This window comes from Streptomyces sp. Y309, assembly GCF_056712025.1.
Genome location: NZ_CM160048.1, coordinates 4,475,159 through 4,500,631 on the forward strand (window position 1 = coordinate 4,475,159; position 25,473 = coordinate 4,500,631).

General features: G+C 71.4%; 24 protein-coding genes. 15 read left to right on the forward strand and 9 right to left on the reverse strand.

Annotated elements, in window-relative coordinates; all coding sequences use genetic code 11:
* The first annotated feature begins 86 nt into the window (after positions 1-86).
* The 3 genes from AC0KTA_RS17895 to AC0KTA_RS17905 are packed head-to-tail and all read left to right on the forward strand — an operon-like array spanning position 87 to position 1,851.
* Positions 87-533 carry an ATP-binding protein gene (locus AC0KTA_RS17895; protein WP_481056113.1) on the forward strand — a complete coding sequence of 149 codons (447 nt, stop codon included), beginning with the start codon at positions 87-89 and terminating at the stop codon, positions 531-533.
* A 24-nt stretch (positions 534-557) separates the two neighbouring features.
* Positions 558-1,055 (forward strand): cupin domain-containing protein, encoded by a 498-nt coding sequence (locus AC0KTA_RS17900; protein WP_481056114.1) that lies wholly within the window; start codon positions 558-560, stop codon positions 1,053-1,055.
* A 55-nt stretch (positions 1,056-1,110) separates the two neighbouring features.
* Positions 1,111-1,851, forward strand: a complete 741-nt coding sequence (locus tag AC0KTA_RS17905; RefSeq protein WP_481056115.1) for an SDR family NAD(P)-dependent oxidoreductase — start codon at positions 1,111-1,113, stop codon at positions 1,849-1,851.
* A 118-nt stretch (positions 1,852-1,969) separates the two neighbouring features.
* Here the strand turns inward: AC0KTA_RS17905 and AC0KTA_RS17910 are convergent, their stop codons facing one another.
* A complete protein-coding gene (locus AC0KTA_RS17910) occupies positions 1,970-3,541 on the reverse strand; it encodes an MFS transporter (RefSeq protein WP_481056116.1) in 1,572 nt (523 codons plus the stop codon).
* A 192-nt stretch (positions 3,542-3,733) separates the two neighbouring features.
* Between AC0KTA_RS17910 and AC0KTA_RS17915 the strand changes: the two genes are divergently transcribed.
* Both AC0KTA_RS17915 and AC0KTA_RS17920 read left to right on the forward strand, forming a co-directional pair.
* Entirely contained in the window at positions 3,734-4,510 is a 777-nt protein-coding gene (locus AC0KTA_RS17915; protein WP_481056117.1) for a TetR/AcrR family transcriptional regulator, read from the forward strand.
* Between the two features lie 87 nt (positions 4,511-4,597).
* Entirely contained in the window at positions 4,598-5,005 is a 408-nt protein-coding gene (locus tag AC0KTA_RS17920; protein ID WP_481056118.1) for a DUF7144 family membrane protein, read from the forward strand.
* Here the strand turns inward: AC0KTA_RS17920 and AC0KTA_RS17925 are convergent.
* Positions 5,002-5,910, reverse strand: coding sequence for a LysR family transcriptional regulator (locus tag AC0KTA_RS17925; RefSeq protein WP_481056119.1), 909 nt, complete (start codon positions 5,908-5,910; stop codon positions 5,002-5,004). The two genes, AC0KTA_RS17920 and AC0KTA_RS17925, sit on opposite strands and share 4 nt — an antisense overlap.
* A 183-nt stretch (positions 5,911-6,093) precedes the next feature.
* Between AC0KTA_RS17925 and AC0KTA_RS17930 the strand changes: the two genes are divergently transcribed.
* Positions 6,094-7,407, forward strand: a complete 1,314-nt coding sequence (locus AC0KTA_RS17930) for an SGNH/GDSL hydrolase family protein (RefSeq protein WP_481056120.1) — start codon at positions 6,094-6,096, stop codon at positions 7,405-7,407.
* Positions 7,408-7,421: 14 nt separating this feature from the next.
* Here the strand turns inward: AC0KTA_RS17930 and AC0KTA_RS17935 are convergent, their stop codons facing one another.
* Positions 7,422-7,826, reverse strand: a complete 405-nt coding sequence (locus AC0KTA_RS17935; protein WP_481056121.1) for a hypothetical protein — start codon at positions 7,824-7,826, stop codon at positions 7,422-7,424.
* A 225-nt stretch (positions 7,827-8,051) separates the two neighbouring features.
* On the opposite strand from AC0KTA_RS17935, the gene AC0KTA_RS17940 reads away from it, so the two are divergent.
* From AC0KTA_RS17940 to AC0KTA_RS17955, 4 genes are all read left to right on the forward strand, one after another.
* The gene (locus AC0KTA_RS17940) at positions 8,052-9,110 is read left to right on the forward strand and encodes an ATP-binding cassette domain-containing protein (protein ID WP_481056122.1); all 1,059 of its coding nucleotides are present in this window, start codon (positions 8,052-8,054) and stop codon (positions 9,108-9,110) included.
* Positions 9,107-9,952: an ABC transporter permease gene (locus tag AC0KTA_RS17945; protein ID WP_481056123.1), complete on the forward strand. Its 846-nt coding sequence runs from the start codon at positions 9,107-9,109 to the stop codon at positions 9,950-9,952. The genes AC0KTA_RS17940 and AC0KTA_RS17945 overlap by 4 nt, the downstream gene beginning before the upstream one ends.
* 77 nt (positions 9,953-10,029) lie before the next feature.
* A complete protein-coding gene (locus tag AC0KTA_RS17950; protein WP_481056124.1) occupies positions 10,030-11,061 on the forward strand; it encodes a hypothetical protein in 1,032 nt (343 codons plus the stop codon).
* A 61-nt stretch (positions 11,062-11,122) separates the two neighbouring features.
* Positions 11,123-12,139 (forward strand): endonuclease/exonuclease/phosphatase family protein, encoded by a 1,017-nt coding sequence (locus AC0KTA_RS17955; protein WP_481056125.1) that lies wholly within the window; start codon positions 11,123-11,125, stop codon positions 12,137-12,139.
* A gap of 109 nt (positions 12,140-12,248) precedes the next feature.
* Here AC0KTA_RS17955 and AC0KTA_RS17960 read toward each other — a convergent pair whose 3' ends face one another.
* Positions 12,249-12,509, reverse strand: coding sequence for a hypothetical protein (locus AC0KTA_RS17960; protein ID WP_481056126.1), 261 nt, complete (start codon positions 12,507-12,509; stop codon positions 12,249-12,251).
* Positions 12,510-12,543: 34 nt separating this feature from the next.
* Positions 12,544-13,053 (reverse strand): glycine-rich domain-containing protein, encoded by a 510-nt coding sequence (locus AC0KTA_RS17965; RefSeq protein WP_481056127.1) that lies wholly within the window; start codon positions 13,051-13,053, stop codon positions 12,544-12,546.
* A 225-nt stretch (positions 13,054-13,278) separates the two neighbouring features.
* Between AC0KTA_RS17965 and AC0KTA_RS17970 the strand changes: the two genes are divergently transcribed.
* On the forward strand, positions 13,279-14,481 hold the full coding sequence (locus AC0KTA_RS17970) for a helix-turn-helix transcriptional regulator (RefSeq protein WP_481056128.1): 1,203 nt from the start codon (positions 13,279-13,281) through the stop codon (positions 14,479-14,481).
* Positions 14,482-14,518: 37 nt separating this feature from the next.
* On the opposite strand, the gene AC0KTA_RS17975 is transcribed toward AC0KTA_RS17970, so the two are convergent.
* The gene (locus AC0KTA_RS17975) at positions 14,519-14,953 is read right to left on the reverse strand and encodes a VOC family protein (protein WP_481056129.1); all 435 of its coding nucleotides are present in this window, start codon (positions 14,951-14,953) and stop codon (positions 14,519-14,521) included.
* Between the two features lie 280 nt (positions 14,954-15,233).
* Here AC0KTA_RS17975 and AC0KTA_RS17980 point away from each other — a divergent pair, with 280 nt between their 5' ends.
* Positions 15,234-17,303, forward strand: a complete 2,070-nt coding sequence (locus tag AC0KTA_RS17980) for an FUSC family protein (RefSeq protein WP_481056130.1) — start codon at positions 15,234-15,236, stop codon at positions 17,301-17,303.
* A gap of 158 nt (positions 17,304-17,461) precedes the next feature.
* Here the strand turns inward: AC0KTA_RS17980 and snpA are convergent, their stop codons facing one another.
* A complete protein-coding gene (gene snpA, locus AC0KTA_RS17985) occupies positions 17,462-18,148 on the reverse strand; it encodes a snapalysin (protein ID WP_481056131.1) in 687 nt (228 codons plus the stop codon).
* 208 nt (positions 18,149-18,356) lie between these two features.
* On the opposite strand from snpA, the gene AC0KTA_RS17990 reads away from it, so the two are divergent.
* Both AC0KTA_RS17990 and AC0KTA_RS17995 read left to right on the forward strand, forming a co-directional pair.
* Positions 18,357-19,406, forward strand: a complete 1,050-nt coding sequence (locus tag AC0KTA_RS17990; RefSeq protein WP_481056132.1) for a LysR family transcriptional regulator — start codon at positions 18,357-18,359, stop codon at positions 19,404-19,406.
* 175 nt (positions 19,407-19,581) lie between these two features.
* A complete protein-coding gene (locus AC0KTA_RS17995) occupies positions 19,582-20,781 on the forward strand; it encodes a hypothetical protein (protein ID WP_481056133.1) in 1,200 nt (399 codons plus the stop codon).
* Between the two features lie 114 nt (positions 20,782-20,895).
* On the opposite strand, the gene AC0KTA_RS18000 is transcribed toward AC0KTA_RS17995, so the two are convergent.
* Complete coding sequence (locus tag AC0KTA_RS18000; protein ID WP_481056134.1) at positions 20,896-23,022, reverse strand: PhoX family protein; 2,127 nt, start codon at positions 23,020-23,022, stop codon at positions 20,896-20,898.
* A 435-nt stretch (positions 23,023-23,457) separates the two neighbouring features.
* Between AC0KTA_RS18000 and AC0KTA_RS18005 the strand changes: the two genes are divergently transcribed.
* Entirely contained in the window at positions 23,458-24,717 is a 1,260-nt protein-coding gene (locus AC0KTA_RS18005) for a VWA domain-containing protein (protein ID WP_481056135.1), read from the forward strand.
* Between the two features lie 93 nt (positions 24,718-24,810).
* Here AC0KTA_RS18005 and AC0KTA_RS18010 read toward each other — a convergent pair whose 3' ends face one another.
* Positions 24,811-25,275: a hypothetical protein gene (locus AC0KTA_RS18010; RefSeq protein WP_481056136.1), complete on the reverse strand. Its 465-nt coding sequence runs from the start codon at positions 25,273-25,275 to the stop codon at positions 24,811-24,813.
* Between the last annotated feature and the right edge of the window lie 198 nt (positions 25,276-25,473).

A 25,473-nucleotide genomic window follows, 5' to 3' on the forward strand; every position in this document is an offset into this window, starting at 1 on the left:
GGGAGGGTCACCCCCAGCCTCAAACGCCCACCGGCGTTGCTCTCGGTACGTAGCCAAGCGTAACCAACCGACTGCACGTTAGTGACATGAATCACGTAACTGCCCCGCTTGACCCCGGAGTTGGCCGCAGCTACCGGATGAGCTTCACCGTCGGTGAGCACTCTGTGCAACCGCTGCGCCGCATCCTCCGGATGTACCTCCACGGCTGGGGTCTGACCGCCCTCACGGAGGGCGCCACCCTCGCCCTCTCCGAACTCGTCACCAATGTCGTACGCCACGTACCGGACCGCCGCTGCGCCGTGCTGATCCTCCGCCTGCCGGGAGGCGTCCGCGTCGAAGTCACGGACGGCAGTCCGGAGCTGCCCGTTCCGGTCGATGGGGCGTCCGGTGGTGGTGAACTGGCCGAAGACGGACGGGGACTCCTGCTCGTCGAGGCCGCTACCGACCGGTGGGGGGTTACCGTGCTGCCGGAGCGTACGGGCAAGACCATCTGGTTCGAGTGTTTCGAGTGTGCCGACGACAGATACGCGTGACGACGACAGAGAGGTGGGAGCGGCATGGCCAAGTCACCGGTGACCGCCGAGGAGCTCGCCGCCCGGTACGGGCTTGAGCCCCTGCCCTTCGAGGGCGGCCGCTTCCGCCAGACGTGGGCCGGGCCGCCGGACCCGCGCGACGCGTCGGCGCACCCCGCCGGGACGGCCATCATCATGCTGCTCACGGCTGCCGCCGACGACTTCTCGGCGATGCACCGCCTCCCGACGGACGAGATCTGGCACTTCTACCAGGGGGATCCGTTGGACCTGCTGCTTCTCTTCCCCGACGGGCGGGACGAGTTGCGGATCCTCGGGGACGGCGACGGGGAGGAGTTCCAGCTCGTGGTGCCCGCGGGGACGTGGATGGGGGCGCGGGTGCGGAACGGGGGCGAGTGGTCGTTGTTCGGTACGACGATGGCTCCGGGGTTCCTGGAGTCGGACTACGAGGGCGGCGATCCGGACGAGCTGGCCGCCCGGTACCCGCAGCAGGCTGAACTGATCCGGAGGCTGTGCCGTGCCTGACCCCCAATCATCCGTCGTCGCACCCGATCCCCAACTCCCCTCTCTGGAAGGGCGCGTGGCCCTGGTGACGGGAGCCAGCGGGTTGCTGGGCGGCGGCATCGCACGCAGCTTCGCCCGCGCGGGCGCCGCCGTCGTCGTGCACTGCAACCGCGGTGTGGAGCGGGCCCGGGAGGTGGTCGAGGAGATCGGCAAGGCGGGCGGTGACGCCGTCGTCGTATCCGCCGATCTGGGCGAGGAGCGGGAGTGCCGGCGGCTGGTCGAGGAGGCGTCTTCCTGGCGTGGGCGCCTTGACTCGTTGGTCAACAATGCCGGGGTGCAGCCCGTGCAGGGGCTGGCGGGGATGACGGCCGACGACTGGCGGGGGTTGTACGAGGCCAACGTGACCAGTGCGTTCTGCTGTACGCAGGCCGCCGCCGAGGTCATGGCGGGGCAGGAGGGGGGCGGCAGCGTCACGCACATCGCGTCCATCGAGGGGCATCAGCCTGCCGTCGGGCACGCGCACTACAGCGCGTCCAAGGCGGCGCTGATCATGTTCGCTCGGGCGGCCGCCGTTGAGTACGGGGGGCGCGGGGTGCGCGTGAACAGTGTGTCCCCGGGGCTCATCGGGCATCCCGCGTTGGCCGCGGAGTGGCCCGAGGGCGTCGAGCGCTGGGGGCGCGCTGCGCCGCTCGGCCGTCTTGGGCGCCCGGAGGACGTGGGGGCGGCGTGCGTGTTCCTCGCGTCGGCGGCGGCGTCCTGGATCACCGGGACAGATCTGCTGGTCGACGGCGGGGTGAGCGCACGCTCCACGTGGTAGCCCTCGCGGGGTGCGCCCCAGCCCCACCCCTTCCCGTAACCAGGGGGCTGCCGCCCCCTGGACCCCCGCTGATCGCCGCTCCGGGCCGATTAGGGGGAGCGGGGCGGAGCCCCATTTGTCAGGTGTCGATCGGCTCCCCGACGGGGGCCTCTTCCGGTGCGGCGGGGGCGGCCCCCGGCCGCGGTCGCATCAGGAAGAGGGAGAGGGCCGCGGCCACGAGGACCCCGGCTGCGCCGACGACGAAGCTCGCCGACATCGCCTCGGTGAAAGCGTCCCGCACCGACGCGGCCAACTGCGCGTCGCCGAGGCGCGCCGCTTCCTTGAGACCTTCGACGATGGATTCGTCCGCCTTGCCGGGCGCACCGGCGGGCACATGGTTGCCGTACGTGTGCGACAGGATGGAGCCGAGGACGGCGACACCAAGGGCCGCACCGGCCTGCTGCACCGTGTCGTTCAGGGCCGACCCCACACCCGCGTGCTCATGCGGCACCGCCCCCATCAGCGCGGCCTGCGCCGCCGGCATCGCGAGGCCGCTGCCCACGCCCATCAGGACCGAGGCCACGGTCACGATGCCGAAGCCGTCACCGGGCTGAAGCGTGGTGAGAGCGAAGAAGCCGGAAGCGATGATCACGAGACCGGTGGCCACCATGACCCGGTTGCCGAGCCTCTGGCCGAGCGTCGCGCCCAGCGCGTTGAAGACGAGCGAGGCGACGGCGAGCGGCGCGAAGGCCCACCCGGTCTTCGTCGGCGAGTATTCGAGGACGAACTGGAGGTACTGGCTCAGCACCAGCATCAGCCCGCCGTTGGCGAAGGTCAGCAGCACGATCGAGAAGCTGGCACCGGTGAAGACGCGGTTGCGGAACAGCACCAGCGGCACCATCGGCTCGGCGACCCGCGTCTCCCAGACACCGAAGCCCACGAGGGCGAGCACCGAGACGATCGCGGCGACGAACACCTTCGGGTCGCCGAAACCCTCCTTCGGCCACTCGGTGATCGTCCACACCAGCGCCACCATGCCGAGCACCGACAGGACCATGCCGACCGGATCGGCCTTGCGCCACGGCCCCTTGGACTCCTTCATCAGCACGATCGCGGCGACGAACGCCAGCGCGGCGATGGGCACGTTGATCAGGAAGATCGAGCCCCACCAGTAGTGCTCGAGCAGGAAGCCGCCGAAGACGGGGCCGCCGACGAGACCGATCATCGCCACACCGCTCCACGCGGCGATCGCCTTGGGCCGCTCCTGGTCGTCGAAGACCGTGATGACGATGGAGAGCGTGCTCGGCATGATCAGCGCGCCGCCGACGCCCATCAGGACGCGCCCGGCGATCAGTTGCTCGGGACTGCCCGCGACCGTCGCGAGCAGCGACGCCGCGCCGAAGACCACGAGCCCGATGAGCATCAGCTTCCGGCGTCCGAACCGGTCGGAGAGCGATCCGGAGGTCAGCAGCAGCCCGGCGAACACCAGCATGTACGAGTCGAGGATCCACTGGAGGTCGGACGCGCTCGCGTCCAGGTCCTCGGCGATCGGCGGCACCGCGACGGTCAGCACCATGTTGTCGATCACGAGGACCAGCGTGCTCAGGCAGAGCACGATCAGCACGAGCCAGCGCTTCGGATCACGCCCCGCCGCCTCCGGCTTCCCTCCCACCGGCTTTCCCTCAGCGGACTTCGAGCCCAACTCGTCCATCAGGACCTCCCCATCGAGTGACTTCTCAGCGAGTGCTTCTTCGTACGACGTTCACGTGCTCCGCACACCGTACGGACACCGAACACTGTGCGCAACCTCCGAACGCCGTGCGCACGCTGCGCTAGGCTGGGGCACGAGACGCATACGCTCCGAGCAGGACGAGCAGAAGCCGAGCAGAAAAGGGGTGGCCGCATGCCACGCGCCACGCAGCCGACCAAGCAGCCGACCGGCGAGAAGCAGCGGACCGGCGAACCGATCGGGTCCGTGTGGACCCGCCCCCAGCGCCGGCGCCGCGAGCAGCCCGCGCTCAGCCGCGACCAGATCGTGGCCGAGGCGATCGCGCTGCTCGACTCCGACGGCATCGAGGCGCTGAGCATGCGCAAGCTCGGTACGCGCCTGAACGCCGGGGCCACCTCGCTCTACACGCACGTGTCCAACAAGGACGAGCTGATCGAGCTGGTCGTGGACCAGATCTTCGGCGAGATCGACGTGCCGCGGCCCTCCTCGCGCGAGGAGTGGCGGGACGCCGCCGTGGAGTGCGGCAACAACGTGCGCGCCGCGATCCTGCGGCACCCCTGGATCGCCTCCCTGCTCGGCGAGATGGGCATGGCCTATCTGGGGCCGAACATGATGCGGCTCTCGGAGGACATGCTCGAACTCTTCGAGATCGGAGGCTTCGACCTGGAGCGGTCCGACATCGCCCTCAAGACCATCTGGTCGTACGTCATCGGCACCACCGCCACCGAGGCCGCCTATCTGACGATGCTCGCCCGCAGCGGACACAGCGAGGAGGACTGGATGGAACAGGTGACGGCGGCCGCCACACAGGCCATGGAGCCCTACCCGCGGGTGCGGCGGCTGTACGCGCAGCAGACCGCGACACACGTGGACGAGACCCGCCGGAGCAACTTCGACCTGGGGCTCGACTGCATCCTGGACGGCCTGGAGGCACAGCGCGGCGACGCGTAGCCAGGTGGCATCCGTCGGGTGGGCCCGGCCCACCCGGATGGCCCGCCCCAAGTGGCCGCCCCGCCCGGCCGCCCGGAGGCTCGGGCCATGAATTCAGCACACCGTGGAAGAAACATCTGGGCCTCCGGCGGCACGATGTTCGCCGGTGTCCTGATGCTCGTGAACGGCGTCCTCGGCATCCTCGCGGGCATCACGGGCATCGCCAAGGACGACGTGTACGCGCGCCTCGGCGACTACGTCTACAAGTTCAACCTCACCACGTGGGGCTGGATCCACCTGGTGCTCGGCGTACTCATCGCCGTCACCGGCTGGGGCATCCTCAAGGGCGCCGAGTGGGGACGGGCGGTGGGCGTGGCGCTCGCCGCCGTGGGCATGGTGGCGCAGTTCCTGTGGCTGCCGTACACACCGCTGTGGGCACTCATCTCGCTCGCGCTCGGCGCGTTCGTGATCTGGGCGCTGTGTACGACGGACTGGGGCGGCGCGAAAGCGCCTTAGAACGACGCAGGTCCGCCGTTCGCCGCGATCACGTCTCGTACGGCCCGAATGAACGCCTCCGTACGGGAGTTCATGCCGCCGGTGCGCCAGATCAGCGCGACGTCCGCCGTCGGCAGGTCGCGCACGGGGACGAATGTGACGTCGGGCCGGGAGTAGTACGTCTCCACGGACGCGATGACCGGGGCGACGCCCTGGCCCGTGGCGACCATGGTCATGAGTTCCTGGAACGACGCCACGGCCTGCCCGCGCCGGATCTCGCGGCCGCTCGGCGTGCGCGGCGGCTGGTGGAAGTCCCACCAGTACGCGGGCGCGCCGTTGACCACGCCGAAGAACGTCTCGCCCGCGAGGTCCTCCCACGACACGGAGGACCGGCCGGCGAAGCGGTGGCCGAGCGGGACCGCGAGGGACCGGCGTTCGTTGATGACGACCGGGCCCACCGTCAGGTCGGGCTCGTCCACCGGCAGGCAGGTGAACAGCACGTCCAGCTCGCCCGCGCGCAGCGCGCCCAGCGGGTCGTGGAACTGCGTCTCGCGCATCCGCACCGCGCAGCCGGGGCACCGCTCCCGGAACAGCTTCAGGATCGGCTGCGTCAGCGAACCGGCCCCCGACCCGAGGAAGCCGACCCCCAACTCGCCCTCCACGCCCCGCGCCACGTCCTTCGCGCGGGCCACGGCCTCCTCCATGCGGTGGTGCAGCGGCGCCAGATCCTCGTACAACTGCCGCCCCAGCGGCGACATCCGCACCACGCGGCTGGTGCGCTCGAAGAGCGGCGCGCCGATCTTGCGCTCCAGCCGCTTCACGGTCTGGCTGACCCTCGCCTGCGACAGCAGCAGCCGCTCGGCCGTGCGGCCGAAATGCAGCTCCTCGGCCAGGGTCAGGAAGGTCTGCAGTTCCTGTCGCTCCATGCCGTGAACCCCCGTGAATCCACTCTGAGAACCTTCTGACCTGCAACGATAAGTCTGAACGTGGCGATCGTTTCATGGATCGGCGTTGATCAGCCATGGGCGTGGGCGGATCTTTGAGGAGTCCCGAGCCGAGCCGGTCTCCCCCGGCCCTCCTCAACGGTTCTCAACTCCCAGGAGCTCCCCATGATTTCGCGTGCCCGCACCACCGCCGTCGCCGTCGTCCTCGCCCTCACCGCCGGCGCCGCCGTCACCGCCGCCCAGGCCGCCTCCGACAGCGGTGCCTCCGGCCGCCACGCCACCGGGAAGGAGGCCGCCTGGACCGCCGCCTGGACCGCCTCGCCGCAGCGGCCCAGCATCGGCTTCAAGGCCAACTGGTCCGAAGCGGGATTCGACGACCAGACCTTGCGGCAGGTCGTCCGCGTGACGGAAGGAGGTGACCGGGCCCGCATCCGCCTCTCCAACGCGTACGGGGCGTCGCCGCTGCACATCGCGGGCGCGACCATCGCCCGCGCCGAGGGCACGAAGGGCGCGGGCGTCGAGCGGGGCTCGACACGGGAGTTGACCTTCGGCGGGAAGCGGTCCATGACCGTCCCCGCGGGCGGGCAGCTCTCCAGCGACGAGGCCGGACTCGACCTGGACCGCTTCGAGTCCGTGACGGTCACCCTGCGCCTGGCCGACACCACCGGGCCCGCCACCTTCCACGCCCAGTCCTTCGCCACCAGCTACCGGGCCGACGGCGACCACCTCCGCGACACCGGCGCCGACGCCTTCAAGGAGTCGACCGAGTCCTGGTACTACCTGTCCGGGGTGGACGTGCGGGGCGGCGGCGCGGCGCACGGCTCGGGCAAGGCCAAGGCCCGCGGCAAGGGAATCGTGCTGTTCGGGGACTCCATCACCGACGGCTTCGCCTCCTCCACCGACCAGAACCGCCGCTGGTCCGACGCCCTCGCCGAGCGCCTCGCCAAGGCGGGCAAGCCGCGGCCCGTCGTGAACTCCGGCATCGGCGGCAACATGGTCCTCAACGACTCGGCCTGGTTCGGCGACAAGGCCACCGGCCGGTTCGGGCGGGACGTCTCCGCGCTGCCCGGCGTCGGCACCGTCGTCATCCTCGAAGGCGTCAACGACATCGGCTTCAGCGAGACCGACAAGCCCACCTACAAGCCCGCGCCCATCATCAGCGCCGCCCAACTCATCGCCGGACACCGCAAGTTGATCCGCGCCGCCCACGACAAGGGCCTGAAGGCCGTGGGCGCCACGCTCACCCCGCTCGGCGGGTCCGACCACTACGGGAAGCGGGCCGCGGCCGTCAGCGACACGTTCAACGAGTGGGTGCGTACGTCGGGTGAGTACGACGCGTACGTCGACCTCGACAAGGCGCTTGCCGACCCGGCGGACCCGGAGCGGATGCGGGCCGCGTACGACAGCGGGGACCATCTGCACCCGAACGACGCGGGGTACCGGGCCATGGCCCGTGCCGTGGACCTCGGGGCGCTCTGAGTAGAACGCTCGTTTTACTCCCGTGTGTAGAAGCGGTAGAACGTCACCGCGAATACGCTCGCTGCCACCACCGCCGCCATCCCCACCGACCTGAGGACGCTCGGGCCCCCGAGGCTGTACAGGTAGCCGAAGGAAATGCCCGCGAAGGATGCCCAGGCGGCGGCGCGCAGTTCGCGGGGGAGGGCGGGGGCCGCCCGGCGCAGGGCCGCGTACAGCACCGCGAAGGCGGCGCCCGCGACGAAGCCGAGGAGAATGTTGCCGCCGGTGGGCGTGCCTCCGTCGCGGGCGTTGGCGGCGGCCCAGAGGCCGTAGACGATGCCGAGGACGACGGGCCCCGCCCAGGGGCCGGCGAGCGCGCGGATGCCGGGAAGGCCGTGGGCGCCGGGGGCGCCGGGCCCGCCGTGTGCGGTGTGAGCCATGACGGCTCCTCTCTGCTCACGCCTTGCGGCTCTGCTCACGCCTTGCGGCGTCACAGTCCGTCTCAGTCAAGGAAACACCCGCTCGGCCCCTCGCTCCACCGGAGCACGTGTCACCCTGGGAAATCAGCCACCCCCGCCCGGCCCCGCAGCGATGAGTTTCCGGCGCGGGTCCGGTCTCCCCTCATGACGATTCGCTGACGATCCCCAATCGGAGGGCGTAGGGACATGAGCAGCAAGCAGCCGCACCGAGGCTCCGGGCCCGGTGGTCTGGCCATCGAGACCGCGGGCCTGGTCAAAACTTTCGGCGAGAACCGCGCGGTCGACGGCGTCGACCTCGCCGTCCCGGCCGGCACGGTCTACGGGGTCCTCGGGCCGAACGGCGCGGGCAAGACGACGACCGTGAAGATGCTCGCCACGCTGCTGCGCCCGGACGGCGGCGAGGCGCACGTTTTCGGCCACGACGTGGTCCGCGAGGCCGACATCGTGCGCGGCCGCGTCAGCCTCACCGGGCAGTACGCCTCGGTGGACGAGGACCTCACCGGCACCGAGAACCTGGTGCTCCTGGCCCGCCTGACGGGCCACGGCAAGAAGGCCGCGTACGCACGCGCGGAGCAGCTCCTCGACGCGTTCGGACTCGGCGACGCCGCGTCCCGCCAGGTGAAGAACTACTCGGGCGGCATGCGCCGCCGCATCGACATCGCCGCGTCCATCCTCAACACCCCGGACCTGCTGTTCCTGGACGAGCCGACGACGGGCCTGGACCCGCGCAGCCGCAACCAGGTCTGGGACATCGTCCGCGCGGTCGTCGGCCACGGCACGACGGTGCTCCTGACCACGCAGTATCTGGACGAGGCCGACCAGCTCGCGTCCCGGATCGCCGTCATCGACAAGGGCAAGGTGATCGCCGAGGGCACCAAGGGCGAGCTGAAGGCGTCCGTCGGCGCGGGCTCGGTGCACGTGCGCCTCCGCCACGCGGAGCAGCGCCCGCAGGCCGAGGAGGTGCTGCGGCTCGCCCTGGACGCCGCCATCCAGCTCGAACCCGACCCGGTCGCGCTCACCGCCCGCGTCGGCGAGGGCTCCGCCAACGGCCGCGGCGCCGCCGAGCAGGCCTCCCGGGCGCTCGCCGAGCTGGCCCGCGCCGGCATCACCGTCGACAACTTCTCCCTGGGCCAGCCCAGCCTCGACGAGGTCTTCCTCGCCCTGACCGGACACCCCAGCGAACCCGAGCCCACCAACGACCCGCAGGCCGCGCAGGACCGGAAGGAAGCAGAGGCCGCACTATGAGCACCGCGACCACCACCGAGGCCCAGGACCTCGCGCCCGTCCGCACGGAGTCGCTGGCCGAGCTGCTCATCGCCAAGGAGCGCCCGCCGCGCCCCAGCGCCCTCTCCACGTCCCTGACCTTCGGCTGGCGCGCCATACTCAAGATCAAACACGTGCCGGAGCAGCTCTTCGACGTCACGGCGTTCCCGATCATGATGGTGCTGATGTACACGTACCTCTTCGGAGGCGCCCTCGCCGGATCCCCGCGCGAGTACATCCAGTACCTACTCCCCGGCATCCTGGTGATGTCCGTCGTCATGATCACGATGTACACGGGCGTCTCGGTCAACACCGACATCGAGAAGGGCGTCTTCGACCGCTTCCGCTCGCTGCCGATCTGGCGGCCCTCGACGATGGTCGGCTATCTCCTCGGCGACGCCCTGCGGTACGCGCTCGCGTCCGCCGTGATGCTGACCGTCGGCGTCATCCTGGGCTTCCGGCCGGACAGCGCGCTCGGCGTGCTCGGCGGCGTACTGCTCCTGATCGTCTTCTCGTTCGCCTTCTCCTGGGTGTGGACGATGTTCGGGCTGCTTCTTCGTACGGAGAAGTCGGTGATGGGCGTCAGCATGATGGTGCTGTTCCCGCTGACGTTCCTCAGCGACATCTTCGTGAAGCCGGAGACCATGCCGGGCTGGCTGCAGGCCTTCGTCAACAACAACCCCGTCACGCACGTCGCCTCCGGCGTCCGCGGCCTGATGGAGGGCGACTGGCCGGCCGCCGACATCGCGTGGAGCCTCGGCTGGGCGGGCCTGTTCGTCGCGGTGTTCGGGCCGGTGACGATGCGGCTGTACAACCGCAAGTAGGGTTTCCTGCCTCCATATGCAGTGAAACGCAGTGACCCCGGTCGCGCCTGGTGCGGCCGGGGTCTTGCCTTGTGGGCGTGCACCGACGTCATCGCGCCGCCCTGTCCGCCGTGCTGTCCTCCGTGCTGCTGGTCCTCGTCTGCCTGCTCGTCCCGCTCGGCGTGGTCTCGACATGGGCGAAGTACGAGATCGAGGACGCCGACGCGTACGTCGCCACGATGGCGCCCCTGGCCTCCGACCCGGCCGTCCGCGACGCCGTCTCCGGCGCGGTGACCGACTCCGTGGCGAAGGAGATCGACGCCGGTCCGCTGCAGTCGGCCGTCGAGTCCTTCGTACGCGACGCGGTGCGCTCCTTCACCGAGACCGGCGCCTTCCAGACCGCGTGGAACGCCGCCAACCGCGCCGCCCACGACGCCGTGCAGTCCGCCCTCACCCACGACTCCGAAGGCGCCGTCACCATCGACCTCGCGCCCATCACCGAGCAGGTCAAACGCCAACTCGCCGAAGAGGGCACGCCGTTCGCGAACCGCATCCCGGTGCGGCACACCGAGGTCACCGTCATGAAGGCGCAGGACCTCAGCCACTTCAGGAAGGGGTTCCGCATGCTCCAGGTCGCCGGTCTGTGGCTGCCCGTCGCCGCCGTGCTGCTCGCCGTCGGCGGCATCCTCCTCGCGGTGCGCCGCCGCCGCGCGGTCACCGCCACCGCGCTCGGCGCGGCCCTCGGCGCGACCGCGCTCGCCGCCGCCATCGCCGTCGGCCGCGGGCTCACCCTCGACGACCTGCCGCCCGACGTGTCCCGCGCCGCCGCCGGCGCCGTCTACGACGCGCTCACCGACACCCTGCGCACCGCGGCCTGGGTGATCATCGGCGTCGGGCTCGCGGTGGCGCTCGGGGCGTGGCTGAGCGGGCGGTTGCGGCGGGGCGGGCAGTTGCGGTGGCGCGGGCGGTTGCGGCGGGGCGGGCCGGGGCTGCCCGGGCTTTCCCGGCTGTCCAGGCCGCCCAGGTTGTCCCGGCCCTTCCGGCCGGGGCTGGGGCCAGGTCCGGGGCCCGGGCCCGCCGGTCCGCAACCCGCCCCCCGCTCGCCCGCGTCCTTGAGAGAGGATCTGTAGAACACGCCCCGGGGACACAGAACGCCCCGCCCCGGCGACGAAAGGGCGACCCTTGGAGCACGTGACGGCACCGCCGCCCGCACCCCCCGAGGCCGAACCCGACCTCTACGTAGAAGAACGGCGGCCGCAGAGCCACCGGGTCGCCGCCTGGACCGCCGGGCTCCTGCTCGCCGCGGTGAGCGCCGTCCTCGGCTGCCGCATCGCCGACACCGACGCCGTCACGCCCGTGCCTCAGGTCCTCGCGTTCCTGCCGTGGCTGCTCGTGCCGGGCGTGGCGGCGCTGCTGCTCGCGGCGTTCGGGCGGTTCCGGTTCGGGCTCGTGTGGGGGGTGGCCGTGCTGGGCGGGCTCGCCTGGTACATGGAGCCGTACGGCAAGGTGTCCGACCCGGAAGGGCCGCCGGTCGCGGAGGTACGCGTCCTCGCGTCCAACGTCGAATTCGGGCGCGGGGCGCCGGGGTTGATCAAGACGGTGCGGGAACGCAAGCCGGACCTGGTGTTCGCCTCGGAGTGCGACTCGGCGTGCGCCGCGAAGCTGCGGGCCGAGCTGCCGCGCTCCGCGTACCCCTACCGGCGGGCCGTGGCCGGGAACGGCGCCGACGGCTCGCTCATCCTCAGCAACGTGCCGTTGAAGCCGGCCGACGGGGTGCGCGGCACGCTCGGCATGCCCGGAGCCGTCGCCGACGTGAAGGGCATTCCCGTACGCCTCCAGCTCGCCCACCCCATGCCGCCCACGCCCGGCGACGTCGACCGCTGGCGCGCCGAGCTGGGGCGGCTGCGCGACTACGCCGCCGCGGGCGACGGGCGGCCCACCATCCTCGCCGGCGACTTCAACGCCACCCAGGACCACGCCGCCTTCCGCCACATCCTCGACACCGGCCTGCGCGACGCCGCCCGCCTCGCCGGCTCCTCCCGCACCCCGACCTGGCCCACGTCCTTGCCCCGCCCCTTCGGCACCCAGATCGACCACGTCCTGGCCACGGACGACTTCGCCGCGCACGGAGCCCGCTTCCTGGAAATCGGCAACACGGACCACAGGGCACTCCTGATCGACCTGACCCTGCACCGCAAACCGGACTGACCCTTCCCCCACCCACCCGCCCTTACTACCTGCCGGAACATTTCCGGCAGGTATTTCAGCCCCTCCGGCGTTTGAGGAGCCGAGGTCTGGCGGGGCCGCGTCGGAAGGGTCACGCGTCCTTGGGCGGGATGACGAAGCCACGCGTAGGGCCGTTCTGTGTCGGCGGCGCAAGGGCTGGTTCGGCGTCCCTGAACTTCGTCGCAACGGCTGCCAGGGCGTCGGCGGTGGTGTCCTGCCGGGTCTCGGGGTCGGTGCTGTCGTACACCCGCCATGGTCCCGCTGGGTTGTCCGGGTCCTCCGGCGCGACCACCCCAGGGATGCCCAACTGCCTGAGCCACGCGTCCACTTGTCGGGCCTGCTCCGCGTCCATGCGTTCCCCTTCCGGGCTGCGTTACAGCGGCAGCCTAGCTACCGCCGCCCCCTCCGCCTCCGCCGCTTCCTCCCGAGCAGTGCGAGGCACAGCCCCCCGGGTTGATGGGGCCACAGCCCCCGGGCTTCGGGGTGTGCGAACAGTTCGCCGCTACGGAGACCAGGGCCTTGGTCGGGCCCGTCCATAGTTCACTGTCGACCTCGTGTCCGGCCTCCTCGATGAGAGCCACGGTCCGGGTCAGCGCGCCCGGGTCGTGCCGCTGAGGGTTCGGGCGCTCCGGCCAGTGGTGCACAAAGCGGCCGAGTCGTTCGCACAGCTTGGCGTACGGGCCCGTGTGCAAGATCAGGGCGTGCCATCCCTCGTCCACCACATTGGACGGGGTGATCTTCACCGTGGGAAACTTCGCGGCAGCGTCCACAAACTTGAGCGCTTCCGTGACGATCCGGGCGGCCATAGGCTCAGCCATGCCGGGGTTGTTGTCGAGGACTGTGGCGACGACGCCCCCGAACGTGTCAGGGGTCAGTAAGTCGCGTACATCGTTCATGTGCGTTCCTCCCTGATGCGGGGCCCGCCCCGACTGCTCGACCTGTCCAGGGTTTCCACCAGCCGGGGCGGGGGCCTCGGTGCTACTTCTAGCCGTCCTTCTTCGCCTGCTGCCTGGCAGCACGGCGCTGCGGGCGGTTCACACGTTGTGAGACTTGATCGTCCCGCTATGGGGGAATGCCGACCAGCGGCCCCGTGTAGGCCAACTGTCGGCCAGACTGGGCCCATGGAGGGCAGCATCGGGGCCAACATCCGGCGTGAACGTAAGCGCCGCGGATGGAGCCAGGCGCGGTTGGCACGGGAGGTCTGCTGGGCCGCGGAGATCCAGGGCGAACCGGTCGGCCGTCAAGAGGTCAGCCGGTGGGAGACGGGGAAGCGCACGCCCCGCGAATGGCTCCCGTTCATCGCCGCCGCTTTCGGCGTTCCCCTAGACGTGCTGAGGGAGCCACAGAAGCCCGCCGAAGCCCCGTTGCCGACCCTTGCCGACTTCCTGCCCGCCGAAGATCCGTTAGCCCCTCTCAGCACCCGCACAGGGCGACGCGTCGGCGTCGGCACCGTGCAGGATCTACAGCAGCGCGTGCACGGGCTGCGCCTCGCTGATGACGTGATCGCCGGGGGAGACCTGATCCGCCCCGCCTTCCGGGAACTCCGTTCCGCTGTGAAGCTCTACCAGGAGTCCAGCCACACCGCGAGGGTAGAGCGCCAACTCTTGCGACAGATCGGAGAGTTGGCGCAGATCACCGGATGGATCGCCAGCGACGCCGGGCAGCACGAAGAGGCGGAGCGCATCTACCGGCTAGGAATCAGCGCCGCCAAACAAGCACGGGACAGGTCTCTGACGGGCAACCTTGCCGGTTCACTGGCCTACCAACTCAGCAACACAGGCAGGGAAGTTGAAGGCGTACAGCTCGCGCGGGCAGCGCTCGCGGAGGCGGGGCCGGACGCCCTCCCCAAAGCGCGGGCGCTGTACCTGGATCGGGTGGCTTGGGCGCACACCAGGATGAGGGAAGCACAACCGGCCATGCGGGCACTCGGGGAAGCGGGGGAAGCGCTCGCCCAGGACAGCGCAGGACACGAGTCCCCGGCCTACCTGTATTGGGTGGACGCCGGCGAACTACAGGTCATGGAGTCCCGCGTGTACACGGAGCTGCGCCGCCCTCTCCGCGCTGTGCCACTCCTCCGGGACGTGCTCAGCCGGTACGACGCAACGCACACAAGGGAACTCGCCCTCTACCTGTCGTGGCTGGCCGTGGCGCTGGCCGACGCGAACGAGCCGGAGGAGGCAGCGGCGACGGCTGCGCGGGTTCTTACGCTGTCGGCCGACGTGGCCAGCGAGCGAACGGCGGAGCGGGGGCGTGTGGTGCTGGCACGGCTCGAAGCGTTCCGGGGTGTGCCGGAAGTCAGGGTCCTACTCGACAGCGTGGCCTAGGCCCATTCGTCGAGCAGGGTGCGAACCCTGTCAGTCCTCAGGCCGAGGCCGCAGCGACGCAGAACTCGTTGCCCTCCGGGTCGGCCATCACGATGTGGTGCTCGTCGAACTCTCCGAGGACGTGCCCGCCCGCCTTCACCAGGCGCTCAGCCTCTGCCTTGATCCGCGCCCAACGCTCATCGGAACTGCCATGTCCCGGCACCCGGACGTCGATGTGAAGTCGGTTCTTCGCCGCTTTCGGCTCGGGGACCTTGAGAATGGAGAGCCGGGGGCCGACGCCGTCGGGATCGCATAGCCATGCGGCGTCGTCCGCGGAGTCGTCATCCGGGAGGTCGAACTGCGCGAGCCACTCCCCGCGGGTGCTGAAGGGAGCGGGTGGTGGCTCGTCGACGTACCCCAGGGCCGTCTTCCAGAACTCGGCAAGGAGCTGCGCGTCCGTGCAATCAAGGGTCAGATCGATTCTGGCGGCCATGACAGGACCGTACTGCGCACCCCTGACAAGCACTGCTGAGTCGCCCAGCGACCGGCCGCTGCCTACACGCCGTGCCTCGTCGGACACCCCCGCACCCGCCGCCCCGAAGGGTGACGAGCACGGGAGCTCTGCAGCGAACGCAGCGGACACCCCACGGGGTCTCGGTAGGCGGGAGGGGCGCCCGCGCGCGGAGCGCGCTGATGGACGCAGTGGGGAAGCCCCCGGCAGGGCCCACCCCCCGCGTACGCCCAGGTCACCCCCCTCCCCCGATAATGACCACATGCGGAACCGCACCCTCAGGCCCCTCACCCCGCCCGACTGGCTGGTCCGCTCGCTCAAGCCGCAGCCCGCCCCCATCCCCTGGGCCGCCGTGTCCCGCGCGGCGATCGCCATGTCGCTGCCCCTGGCCATCGGCACGGCAGCGGGCAAACCGACGTACGGCGCACTCGCCGCGATGGGCGCTCTCTCCGGCGTCATCGGCGACACCGCCGACGCGTACCGGATGCGCATCCTCAACATCGCGGTGCCCCAACTCTTCGGCGCCCTCGGCGTCACCCTCGGTGCCCTCGTCTTCGGCCACGGCTGGGCGGCGGTCGGCGCCGTGACGCTCGTCGCCCTGGTCTCCGGGATGATGTCGACGATCGGCGCCGTCGCCTCCGTATCGGGACTGCTGCTCCTGCTCAACTGCGTGATCGGCGCCGGGCTTCCGCTGCCCGGCCAGTGGTGGCTCGCGCCCGCCCTGATGACGGGCGGCGGCCTGCTCGTCCTCGCGCTCGCGCTGCTCGCCTGGCCGCTGCGGTCCGGGGTGCCGGAGCGGGCCGCGGTCGCGGCGACGTACCGGAGCGTCGCCGCGCTCCTGGAGGCCGCGGGTACGGGCGACAGCGACGACGCGGCGTACGACAAGGCCCGCGCCGACGTCACCGCCTCCCTCAACCAGGCCTACGACCTCGTCCTCGCCCGCCGCGCCCGCGACCACGGCCGCAGCCCCGAGCTGGTCCGCCTCATCTCCGAACTCAACGCCATCACCCCCGTCGTCGAGGCCGCCCCCGCCGCCCACCAGTACGGCGAGAAACTGCCGCCGGAACTGGCGGCGGCGATGCGGAGGCTGGCGGAGGCGGTGGCACGGGGCAAGCGCACGGAGCCCGGCACAGACGGCGATCGCGGTGACCGTGACGTACACGGCGTACACGGCGTACACGGCACCCGCGGTGAACGCCCCGCCCACAACGCCTACGTAGACCTCGGTCTCCCCGACGAGCTGCCCCAGCCCCACGGCGCCGCCGCCCGCGCCGTGCACCACGCGCTGCGGCACGCAGCCGACACCCTCGCCGACCCCGACCCGCTCACCGTCATCCACGCCGAGGACCGCCTCGGCCGGCCCGCCGCCCTGCGCGTGCGGGCCCGCCGCGCCACCCGCAACGTCGTCCTGTCCGGGGCCTCCTGGCGCTACGGCCTGCGCCTCGCCCTGTGCATCGGCATCGCGCAGTCCCTGGTCTCCCTGATCGACGTGCCGCGTTCCTACTGGGTGGCCCTGACCATCACATTCGTCCTCAAGCCCGACTTCGGCTCGGTGTTCTCGCGGGCGGTGATGCGGGCGGTCGGCACCGCGGCGGGGCTGGTGGTGGCCGCCGCCGTCCTCTCCTCCGTGGAACGCGGCTGGTGGGACGTACCGGTCGTGCTCGTCCTCGCCACGCTCATCCCCGCGCTCACCCCGCGTGGCTACGGCTACCAGACCGCCGCCATCACGCCCGTCATCCTGCTGCTGTCCGACGTCCTCAACCACCAGGGCTTCGGCCTCGTCGTACCGCGCCTCGTCGACAGCCTCATCGGCTGCGGGATCGCGCTCGTGGCGGGGTATCTGCTGTGGCCCGAGAGCTGGCACACCCGCATCGGCGACCGGCTCGCCGACGCCGTCGCCGACACCGCCCGCTACGTCGAGTGCGCCTTCGGCGACGACCCCGAGGCCACGGCACCCGCCGCGCGGGCGCGGATGCGGCGCCGCCTCTACCGCGATCTCTCCGACATCCGTACGGAGTTCCAGCGGGCGCTGACCGAGCCGCCGCCGACCGGGGCGCGGGCCGCCGCGTGGTGGCCGCTCGTCGTGGCCGTCGAACGGATCGTGGACGCGACGACGGCCGCGCGGGTGCGGGTGCGGCACGGGGCCCCCGCCCCCGGGGCCGGGGAAGTGGCCGAGGTCTCCCGGCAGTTGCGGGAGCTGGCCGAGGGCCTGCGCGAGGTGGAGGTCCTCGTGCCGGTGCCCGCCGCGTTCACCGGGCCCGAGGACAGTGTGCTGGAGCCGCTGCGGCAGGAGGTGGGGGCGGCACGGGCGGTCGCGTCGCCGCGGAGGTGACCCCGCTCCTCAAACGCCGGAGGGGCTATGGATAGCCCGTCCGGCGATTGAGGACGAGGCGCGGAGCGCCGATAGCGGGGGTCCAGGGGGCGGAGCCCTCTGGTCACGGGAAGGGGCGCCCGCGCGCGGAGCGCGCTAATGGATGCAGCGGGGATATGTCAGCCCTGCTTCTGGACCTGCTTCATCGCCTTGGCGAGCCCATTCGCCCAGAGCTGGTTGACCCGGGCCCGCTCGCGGGCGTCGGGCTGGGCGTTCTGGCAGGACGGGCCGGGGCCGCCGCCGGACATCAGCTCGGAGCAGGGGCCCGAGTAGTGGTCGGGGAGGCCGAGGACGTGGCCGGTCTCGTGGGCGGTCACGCGGGTGGAGTTGTACTGCTGGTTCTGCCGGTAGTCGAGGAAGATGTAGCCGCGGCCGTGCCCGTCGGTGCTGGCGTACGAGCCGCGCGGGTCATTGCCCTCGCGGTACGAGAAGCTGGCGCCCGAGGTCCCCTGCCGGAGCTGGACGTTGGTGACGGCCGCGTTCCATATGGACGTGGACGCGTTGATCTGCTGCGCGAAGGTGGGCGCCTGGGACGCGTTGTACGTCACGGTGACGGCCTTGGCGTCAGGGTTCGCGGCCCGCTTCTCGGCGACGGCCTTCACGACGGCCTCGAAGAACGCCTTGTTGGCGGCGGCCTCTTCGCCGGAACCGGCGTACTTGGCGACGGACGCCGGCGTGGAGACCGAGGACGCGGTGTCGGCACCGGCCCGCGGCGAGTCGGCGGCCGACGCGACGGACGACGACGTACCGAGGGCGGCGACGGCGAGACCGAGGGCGGCGGCGACGGACAGGTAACGCTTGTGCATGTGGGGGGCTCCCTGCTCGTTCGGTGAAAGGTGAACGGTTCGGTATCCGTGAGTGTCGGGGAGCCACGGCGCCCGGGGATGATGCCAGTTGGCGATAGCACCGCCCTATCGCCGCACATCCGGACACCGTGCATACGTGCCAACTCGTGGGGGTCCATAGGGGTTTGGGAGGCTGGTGTGAGGCCGTCGGCCGCCTTACTCTCACGCCATGGAGCTCGAGGTCAGGCACCTCCGCGCGCTGTGTGCCATCGCCGACACGGGCAGCCTGCACAAGGCCGCCCGGCAACTCGGCATGAGCCAGCCCTCGCTGACCACGCAGCTGCGCCGCATAGAGCACGCCGTCGGCGGCGAGCTGTTCGCCCGCGAACGCACCGGCTGCCGTCCGACCCCGCTCGGCCGCATCGTCCTGAGCCGGGCGCGCCCCCTGGTCGTGGAGATGCGTGCCCTGGTCACCGAGGCGCGGGCGGCGGCCGCCCGCGCCGGCGACGGCACCCCTCACCTGCGCATCGGCTCCACCGCGAGCCGCGCCATACCGGGCTGGCTGCGCCGCCTGCGGCACCGCATGCCGGGCACCGAGACATCGCTCCAGATGGACGTGTCCGCGAACGCGCTCCTGCAAATGGTGGCCAACGGTCAGCTTGACATCGCGTTCGTGCACGAAGTGGAGGGCTGCCCGCTGCGGATCCCGGAGGGGCTGCGGCGGCGCGTGCTCGTGGACCGCGAGCCGCAGTTCGTCTCGCTCGCCGCCGACCACCCCGCGACCCGCAAGCCCGTCGTCCACCTCACGGACCTCGCGGCCGACCGCTGGATGGTGGATCCGACCGTCGACGGCGAATGGGACGGACTGCAAAGGGTGTTGCGCGAGGCCGGGCTCAACCCCCGGGTTCTGCACGGGGATTACCTCACCGCGGCCACCCTGGTCGCCACCGGCGAGGTCGTCACGGTCTGCCAGCCGACCTCGGTGGCGAGACCCGACATGGCGGTCAGACCCCTGTACGGCGATCCGCTCGGGGTCCGCCTCCTCGTCGCGGCCCGTACGACGGCGGAGCTGGACGCGGTGTACGGCGAGCTGGAGGCCGCGTACTGGGAGGCCGCCGCCGAGGCCCCCGCCTACCAGGACTGGCTGCTCGGCACGAGAGGCACCGCCCCGCCCCCGCACCCGGTCGCAGAACGTCTGCCGCCCCCGGCCACGGACCGCCTGCCGCCCCCGGACCTTGGTCCCGCCGCATCTCAGGACCTTCGCCCCACCCCCCTCTGAACACCCTCCGACCTGGGGTTTTCCCCGCTTTACGGTTCCGCGTCACCGTCTGCGGCAGGTTGTTACGTTTCCTAGGGATGACGCACACATGGCGCCCGTAGCTTCATATCCGTCGCCACCGCAAAGGGGCACAAAGACGGACAGTACGCCCGACCAGCCACGAGGGATCACCGCCATGCGCGCCACCCGACGCACCTTCCGCACCGCCGCCATCGCCACCGGAGCGATCGCCGCACTCGCCGTCCCGACCACCGCCGCGTTCGCGGACGCACCGTCGACCCCGCAGCCCCAGGTCGCGAACCCGGACCCGGCGCCGAACCCCGACGACGAGGTCACCCCGCCCCCGACCCCGGACGACGAGGTCACGCCCACCCCGAACCCGGACGACGAAGTCACCCCGACCCCGACCCCGGACGACAAGACCGACCCCGACAAGCCCGTCGGGGGCTGGGAGTCCAAGGGCACTGTCTCGCTCGGCGGCGGCTGGACCGCGGACGTCGAGGTGAACGCCTCCACGCGGGCCGCCAAGGCCCAGATATCCCTCAACGGCACCCCCAAGGGTTCGCTGAGCGCCGAGGGCCAGTCGGCGAGCACGAAGATCGACGGCTACACCTTCACGCTCACGTCGGACGGCTCGGTCGGCAAGACCGGCAGCGGTGACAAGGACGACAAGGACAAGCCCGTCCCCGGCGGCTGGGTCTCCAAGGGCACCGTCTCGCTCGGCCACGGCTGGACCGCCAAGGTCGACGTGAACGCCTCCGCCCGCAGCGCCAAGGCCCAGATCTTCCTGAACGGCAAGGCCAAGGGCTCCCTGAAGGCGTACATCAAGCCCGCGTCCACCAGGATCAACGGCTGTACGTTCACGCTCACCGCGGACGGCGGCATCACCAAGACCGGCAAGCCGACCCCGCCGAAGCCGAAGCCGCAGCCCTCGAAGAAGCGCGTCTTCGTCCGCGAGTACAAGAACCTCGCCAAGTCCGGCTTCGACGCCAAGGTCTACAAGACCAAGGCGGGCTACGAGGCCGACATGATCGCCAAGTCCCCGAGCAGCGGCAAGAAGATCGTCTGGGACACCCTGAAGCAGCGCGGCAACAAGGCTGCGTACGGACAGCACAACGGCGCCCACTTCGTGCTCAACCCCGACGGGACCATGAAGGGCTGGGTCGAGGGCCGCGCGAAGCCCGGCAAGCCGGGCCATGCCTCCACCAAGGCCCCGCAGGCCTCCACCGAGGTGCCGCGGGGTGGCGTGAAGGCCGGGGCGGAGAACGTCGCCCCGGCCTCGCACGACGCCCCCCTCGTTGCCGCGGGCGGCGGCATGGCCGCCCTCGGTGCGGCGGGGCTGGGCTTCTCTATGTACCGCCGCAGGCAGGGCTGAGCGCTTCGCTGGATGTGCGGTGATGGTCCCTGCGGGCCGGTGGGGGCTTGGCGCGCAGTTCCCCGCGCCCCTTACGGGGGCGCCCCTTCGCCAAGGGGCGCCCCATCCGCGTGCTCAGACGCCGATGTCGCAGCCGTCCTCGCGCCAGACCGACACGACCGCCGGGCGGACGAGCTTGCCCGGGCCGTCCGGCCAGGCGCTCGCGGGCTTCTCGACGGACGCGCCGTCGATCTCGCCCGGATGCTGCACGGCCACCAGGACGCGGCGGTCCTGGACCAGCGGGCCGCAGGTCTCCGCGCCCTTGGGCATCGTCAGGAACTGCTTGAGCTCACCGCGCCGTTCGCCCTTCGTGGCCACGCCGAACAGGCCGTCGTGCGAGCCGAGCTGGGCGCCGTCGGTGGAGATCCACAGGTTGCCGTGCGGGTCGAAGGCGACGTTGTCGGGGCAGGAGATGGGGCTGACCTTGTCCTTCGGGAAGCCCGCGAAGTACGTGGCCGGGTCCTTCGGGTCGCCCGCGACGAGGAAGAGGTTCCAGCCGAAGCGGGTGGACTCCGGGCGGTTCCGGGACTCCGCCAGCTCCAGGACCTGGCCGTGCTTGTTGAGGTTGCGCGGGTTGGCCTCGTCGGCGCCGGCCTTGCCGGGCTTGCCGCGGTCGGTGTTGTTCGTCAGGGCGACGTACACCTTGCCGGTCTGCGGGGACGGCTCGATGTCCTCGGGGCGGTCCATCTTCGTGGCGCCGACCTTGTCACCGGCGATGCGCGTGAAGACGTACACCTCGTCGGCGGTCATGCCCTCGACGTGCGAGACGGCCTTCCCGCCCGCGTACGCGGTGGCCAGCGGGATCCACGTACCGCTGCCGTCGAACTCGCCGTCGCTCGGCAGCGTGCCCTTGCCGTCGATCTCCTTCTCCGGGGAGTCGCCGGTGAACTTCGCGACGTACAGGGTGCCTTCGTCGAGGAGCGTCAGGTTGTGCTCGCGGGCCCAGCGCGAGTTGCCCTTGGCCATGCGCTTGCTGGAGACGAACTTGTAGACGTAGTCGAAGCGCTCGTCGTCGCCCATGTAGACCACCGGGCGGCCGTCGCGGGTCAGGCGCGGCTGGGCGCCCTCGTGCTTGAAGCGGCCGAGCGCGGTGCGCTTGCGCGGGGTGGAGTCGGGGTCGTACGGGTCGAGTTCGACGACCCAGCCGAAGCGGTTGGGCTCGTTCGGCTCCTTGGTGAGGTCGAAGCGGTCGTCGAAACGCTCCCACTTGCGCTCGGACTCCCCGCCCGCGACGCCGTACCGCTTGAGGCGCGCGGCCTGCGTCGGGTCGGTGACCTTCTCGGCGTGTCCGAAGTACTGGTTGAAGTTCTCCTCGCCGTGCAGGGTCGTGCCCCACGGGGTGGTGCCGCCCGAGCAGTTGTTGAGGGTGCCGAGGACGGTGACGCCGCGCGGGTCGGCCTTGGTGCGGACGAGCTCGCTGCGGGCGGCGGGGCCGGTGAGGTGGAACTTGCTGGTGGCGGTGAGGCGGCGGTTGAGGTGGTGGCGCGGTACGGCACGCAGCGCGCCGCTCCTGCGCTCGCCCTCGACCACGACCACGGACAGGCCGTGGGCCGCCCAGGCGATCTCGACCTGCTCGCGGGTGGGGTTCTTGTCGTCGTACCCCTTGAACATCAGGATCTCGTCCGTGTACTCGTGGTTCGCCACGAGGACCTGACGGCCGTGGTCCTTGCCGTGCTTCTCGCCGGGCAGCGGGAGCAGGCTGAGGAAGTCGTTGTTGTAGCCGAACTGGCCCGCCTGGGCCTTCGCGGTCTGCTTGTCCGGGTCGAAGGCCGGGGCGCCGCGCAGGATGGGCTCGCCCCAGCGGATCACGACGTTCTGGCGGTAGCCGTCGGGGATGGTGACCGTGTCGGCGGTGTTGGGGGCGACGGGCGTGAAGCGGAGGCCGCGGGCGGCCTTTTTGCCTCTGCGTTTCGCCTCGGCGGCCGCCGCCTCGGGTCCGGCGGGCGCGGCCTGTGCCTCGGCGGCGCCCGGGCCGAGGGCGAGGCCGCCGGTGGCGCTTGCCGCTACGGTGACGACGGCCGCGGCGCGCATCATCGAGCGGCGGCTGAGCGCGCCCGCTATGACGTCACCCATGTACTCGTTGTCGCTGGTGTTGGGCACCGGGTGGAAGCAGGCGTCGCCGCAGCGGAACCGGCACGTCATGGCCGAGCGGCCGCCGGAGCCGCCCGGGTGTGAGGTGATCAGGGGCAGCAGCTTGCGCACGGGGATCCTCCATGGGTGGCCGGTTGACGGCGCTTTGGCTTCTTTTTGCCGGTGTTTCCGGCTGGAGGCTAGGTGCGGTGGCGAGCGTCGTGGGGGACTGCGGGTTAACGGCGGGTGAATCCGTGTCAGGTACGGGTCGCCCTCTCCGCCCGTGCGGCGGCCGCTAACCTTACGTGTCCCTCATGGCCAGGGGACCGCTTCGGGGTACAAGTCACGTGAAGGGTTGCGCACATGGGCATTCTGGGTCGTCTGCGGGCTGTCTTCCGGCGCTCACGGGGTGACGACGCCCCGGCCGCGCCGGTTCCGTCGCCCACGCGGTCACCGGAGACCACGGAGTCCCCGGAGTCCGTGCCGGAGGCCGCGGTGGCTTCGCCGAAGCCGTCGGCTGAGTCCGTGCCGGAAGCTGCGGTGAGCGTGCCGGAACCTGCGCCCAGGTTGGCCTCCTCTGAGGGCTCGGCCGCGGAGGCGCTGGTCGCTGAGGCCTTCGACAACGTTTCGGTCCGCGTCCCGGCCCGCCGCTCCGCGGCGGGATCCTCCCACCCACCCACCCGTGCCCCAGACCCTCAGGGCGACCCCACGGCCCAGGAAGCCTCCGTTCCCGTAGTCCCCGAGCAGACCGCCGCCCCTGCTCCCACCGAGGCACCCCCGGCCGCACCCGCCCCCGAGCCGGACAGCAAGCCAGACCTCGCCGCTCCCGCTGCCGCGGCACCCGAGGCCGACACCGAGCCGGGCCTCCCGGCTCCCGCTCCCGCCGCCCCCGCCACGGCGCCCGAGCCCGACACCGAGCCGGACCTCGCCGCTCCCGCTGCCGCGGCACCTCAGGCCGACGCCGAAGCCGCCGCTCCTGCTGTGGGCACCTGGGCCGCCCAGGGGGCGGCACGGGTGGGCACAGCCCACGCCGACGGTGCCGTCGACGACAAGGGCACCCCCTCCGACCCCCCGGCGGAGCCGGAACAGGCCCCCGCCCCGGCCGAGCCGGAACAAGTCGCACCCCCGGCCCAGCCGGAGCCCGAGCAGCCTCAGCCGGAGGCCAAGCCCGCGGTGGCCCTGGCCCGGGTCAAGGCGAAGGTCCCGGGCCTCGCCACCGCGTACAAAGCCGCGGGCGCAGCCCTCCGCAAGGGCGGACAGACAGGAACGCGGGCCCAGGTCTACCTGGTACTCGACCGCTCCGGGTCCATGCGGCCGTACTACAAAGACGGCTCCGCCCAGAACCTCGCCGATCAGACCCTCGCCCTGGCCGCCCACACGGACCCCACCGCCACCGTCCACCTGGTCTTCTTCTCGACGGACATCGACGGCACCGCCGACCTCACCCTCGCCGACCACCACGAGAACCGCGTCGACGAACTGCACGCCGCCTGCGGCCGCATGGGCCGCACCAGCTACCACCGCGCCATCGAGGAGATCGTGGCGCACTACGAGAAGTCGGACCACACGGGCGAACCAGCCCTCGTGATCTTCCAGACGGACGGCGCCCCCGACACCAAGGGCCCCGCCACCCAGGCCCTGGCCGACGCCGCCCGCCACCCCCTGTTCTTCTCCTTCGTCGCCTTCGGCGAGAAGGACAACAAGGCCTTCGACTACCTCCGCAGACTCAAGGCCGACAACGCCGCGTACTTCCTCGCCGGCCCCGACCCGCGGGAACTCACCGACAAGGAGCTGTACGAGGGCGTCCTCGCGTCCTGGCGACCGTAAGGGGCAAAGCAGTACAGAGCAGGACATGGCAGCACGCAACAACGGCCGGGCCCGCCAAGGGCCCGGCCGCTGTGCGTGGTGCGGTGCCGCAGGTCAGTGGTCCGTGCCGGAGGCCCAGATCGCTCGGCTGCCGTCGTAGATCACGACATTGCCGTCGTCCTGGACGACGAGCCGCGAACCGGGGTGCCCGGACGTGTGCGAGGCCCAGACCGCGCGGCCGCTGCGGGTGTAGACGACGAGGTTGCCGTCCTCCTGGAAGCGCGTGGTCCAGCCCTGGCCGACGGTCCCGGTGGCCCATCTGGCCCGGTTGAACTCGTCGTAGATGACTAGGTTGCCGTCGGACTGCATCACGAGCCGGGCCGTGTTGGAGCTCACGGACTGGTTGTGGTTGAGGGTGAAGGGGGCGTACCGCACCTGGTCGGCGAGCGGCCCCGGCTTGGCCGCGCTGCTCGCGGCGGACGCGGATGTGTGGTCCGAGGGAGCCGCGCTCGCCTGGCCGATCAGGGTCACGGAGGCGAGTGCGACGGCTACGAGAAGCGTGCTTGCTTTCTTCCCCACGAAAACGAACTCCTTGCGTCAGGCAGTTCATCCACGGGCGCCCGGCCGGGCGCCGCACCGGGACTCTGACACCGGCGGTGCGCCGGAAGGGCACTCTCTGGGCGCGATGGGCCGGATTGGCGGGTTGATGTCTCTCTTTGTCCAGAACATGCAGATGGCAATTGCCCAGGTAGGCCGGAAACGGTAGGCACAGGCCGG